The sequence below is a fragment of the Neisseria sp. P0022.S010 genome, assembly GCF_051956635.1.
Map to the genome: position 1 here is coordinate 1 of NZ_JBQCXF010000362.1, position 3,042 is coordinate 3,042.

Genomic DNA, 3,042 nt, shown 5'->3' on the forward strand with positions numbered 1-3,042 from the left:
TCCATGTCTTTGGCAGGGCTGTTGGCGATGGTTTCGCTGATTTTGGAGCTGACTTCTTCAAAAAGTTGTTTGCCGAACATAATCCGTATCCTTTATTCAGAATGTATATAGAAATTCAAGTGGCTATTGTATAAGGAAAAAGGCCGTCTGAAAACGGGAATTTTGAGACGGCCTTTGCTTCCTATCGTAAATATTCCGTGTCTTTTAACGCTCAACACGGGCTTCAAAAACAGGCATCAGCCATGCGCCGCCCGTGAAGCCTTTGCATGAACCGGTGGTGTGTTCCTCACTGCGGACAAACGTTTTACCGTCCCATACCGCGGCATTGCCCGACCAGCAGTCGCCGATCCCTCGGCCTTTGAAGCTGCCGCTGAGGGTGGCTGTTTTCTCATCGAATCCGCCGTGTCCGCCGTATGTCATTGGTGGCAGCACTTGTTCGATTTTGGTTAATTTTTTGTCGGCAATGACATAGTAGCCGCTGGTTTGATAGGCTCCGCCGATACAGACAGCCTCCACTAAAACTTGTTGTTTGTTGAGCGGATAAATATTTAGGCTGCGGTTCCAATCCATGTGCTCTTTATCATGCAGGGCCGGGCAGTAATTATCGTCGTTTTCAGAAACGCGGTTGCTGTCTCGCAGCAGTTTCATGACGGCATTGTGGCGCGGCGTGTTTTGCTTCAGCGTATCGCCTGCATTTTTCGGTACGGCAACGGCACGGATAACGGGTTTGGGTTGCGGATTGAGGACTGCCTGACTACTGTTGCCTTTGCGTATCAGCGCGGAAGGTGTGTTCAGACGGCCTTGGAATTCGTCCGCTTTCAACATTGCCGCCGCCGCGCCTTTGTCGGACAAATGCCATTCATATTTTCCAGAGCGGATGCTGATTTGGCTTTTTTTTTTCAATGCTTCGAGCAAGGCGTTGGTTTGCGCGCTGCTCAATTTGCCTTGGCCTTTTTTATTCAACGCCAATTTGCCCAGTGATTTACCGTTCAATACCAATTCGTTGCGGGCCGCCACACGGGCGAGTTGCCTATCATCGTCGTTAAACGGCAGCAGGGAAACTTCGCCGGCAACGGCGGCATTCGCCCCCGCTTTTCGGGTAAACAGGATGGAAACCGGCGTTTCTGTTTCATCCGCCTGATATCCGGCAAGACGGCAGGTACCGGTATTGTCGCAAGCGATGTCCCAGTCTTGGTAATTTTGATAAAAGCCTTGAGGCGGAGCAGCCAGTGCGGTGGCAGGTAAAACAGCCAGCAGCCATTTTTTCATGATGCCTTCTTTCAAATTTATTTATGTAGATTCACAAAGGCGGCATATCAATCCAAAATTTGTTACGCTGTTTTGTGAAAATACGATGTGTCGTTCGTAAAAAGGTTTTGAATATTGAGATGTAAAAAAAGGCCGTCTGAAATGCCCTTTCAGACGACCTCTATGCTTTTTTATACGCCTGCGGCTGCTTTCAATGCGGCTGCTTTGTCGGTACGCTCCCAAGTAAACTCAGGCTCTTCGCGGCCGAAGTGGCCGTAGGCAGCAGATTTGCTGTAAATCGGGCGCAAGAGGTCGAGCATTTGGACGATGCCTTTGGGGCGTAGGTCGAAATGTTCGCGAACCAAGGCAATCAGTTTTTCTTCGCTGATTTTGCCGGTGCCAAAAGTATCGATGGAAATCGAAGTCGGTTCGGCAACGCCGATGGCGTAGGAAACTTGGATTTGGCATTGGGTTGCCAAACCGGCGGCTACGATGTTTTTCGCAACATAGCGGCAGGCGTAGGCGGCAGAACGGTCCACTTTGGACGGGTCTTTGCCGGAGAATGCGCCGCCGCCGTGCGGAGCTGCGCCGCCGTAGGTATCGACGATGATTTTACGGCCGGTCAAACCGCAGTCGCCTTGCGGGCCGCCGATGACGAAGCGGCCGGTCGGGTTGATCAGGTATTTGGTTTCGTCGGTCAGCATTTCAGACGGCAGAACCGGTTTGATGATGTGTTCGATCACGGCTTTGCTCAGTTCTTCATGGCTGATTTCAGGGTCGTGCTGGGTGGACAGGACGACGGTGTCGATGCGTTTTACTTTGCCGGTTTCGCTGTCGTAAACCACGGTCAGTTGCGCTTTGGCATCAGGGCGCAGCCACGGCAGGCGGCCGTCTTTGCGCAATTCGCTTTGGCGTTGCATCAGGCGGTGGCTGTAATAGATGGCAAACGGCATCAGGGTCGGGGTTTCGTCGCAGGCATAGCCGAACATCAAACCTTGGTCGCCTGCGCCTTGATTCAAGTCGATGCCTTCGCCTTCGTTCACGCCTTGGGCGATGTCGGGGGATTGTTGGTCGTAGTACACGCCGACTGCGCAGCCGTTGGCATCAAAGCCCAGCTCGGAGGAGTTGTAGCCGATGCGTTTGATGGTTTCGCGTGCGACTTTGATGTAGTCCACTTGGGCGGTGGTAGTGATTTCGCCTGCCAATACGCACAAGCCTGTGTTGACCAGGGTTTCCGCGGCAACACGCGCTTTGGGATCTTGCGCCAAGATGGCATCCAAAATCGCATCGGATACTTGGTCGGCAACTTTATCCGGATGGCCTTCGGATACCGATTCGGAAGTAAACAGATATTCGCTCATTGCTATTCTTTCATTAAAAACAGGCTGCTGTGTTTTCAGACGGCCTTTTATTTCGGACAGCGGAAATCATAACAAAAACTCCGCTTTTTCTCTATACAAGTGAGAAACATTCGCACTTGCCTGCTGTTTCGGAATCCTGTTGCGTGTTTCTTACAGGCAAAAAAATTCCCGCATTAAGCGGGTTTGGATTGCTCTGGCGAGCCACATCGGTTTTTCAACCGTCCACCTTACCTTTCCGTTTGAAAAGCAGGTTGGCATGGAATTCCCAACTCTTAATGCAGGGCGGATAGTAGCAGAAAAGCAGGTGTGCCGCAATATATTTGCCCGAAGTCTGTTTTGTTCAGACGGCCTGTTTCGTTTACAATCTGTCCACTTCATTTTGGTAAAACCTTATGCAAACGCTTGTTACCTTTGTTTTTAAATTTTTGGCCGC

2 protein-coding genes, 1 pseudogene and 1 riboswitch are annotated in these 3,042 nt (G+C 51.1%); all 3 genes and pseudogenes read right to left on the minus strand.

The genetic code is table 11. The features are described from left to right. Window positions 1-80 (minus strand): annotated as a pseudogene (locus tag ACTHUT_RS16740) (accessory factor UbiK family protein); the annotation flags it as partial. A 124-nt stretch (window positions 81-204) separates the two neighbouring features. Further along, window positions 205-1,269, minus strand: a complete 1,065-nt coding sequence (locus ACTHUT_RS16745; RefSeq protein ID WP_440385544.1) for a DUF1176 domain-containing protein — start codon at window positions 1,267-1,269, stop codon at window positions 205-207. Window positions 1,270-1,439: 170 nt separating this feature from the next. Beyond that, a complete protein-coding gene (metK, locus tag ACTHUT_RS16750; protein ID WP_440385545.1) occupies window positions 1,440-2,609 on the minus strand; it encodes a methionine adenosyltransferase in 1,170 nt (389 codons plus the stop codon). A gap of 173 nt (window positions 2,610-2,782) precedes the next feature. Continuing rightward, a riboswitch (SAM-I-IV-variant riboswitch) is annotated at window positions 2,783-2,893 on the minus strand. Window positions 2,894-3,042 lie beyond the last annotated feature (149 nt).

Coding starts and splice junctions, on each gene's coding strand:
- ACTHUT_RS16745 (WP_440385544.1), bottom strand. CDS start 1,269: ATGAAAAAATGGCTGCTGGCTGTTTTACCTGCCACCGCACTGGCTGCT.
- metK (WP_440385545.1), bottom strand. CDS start 2,609: ATGAGCGAATATCTGTTTACTTCCGAATCGGTATCCGAAGGCCATCCG.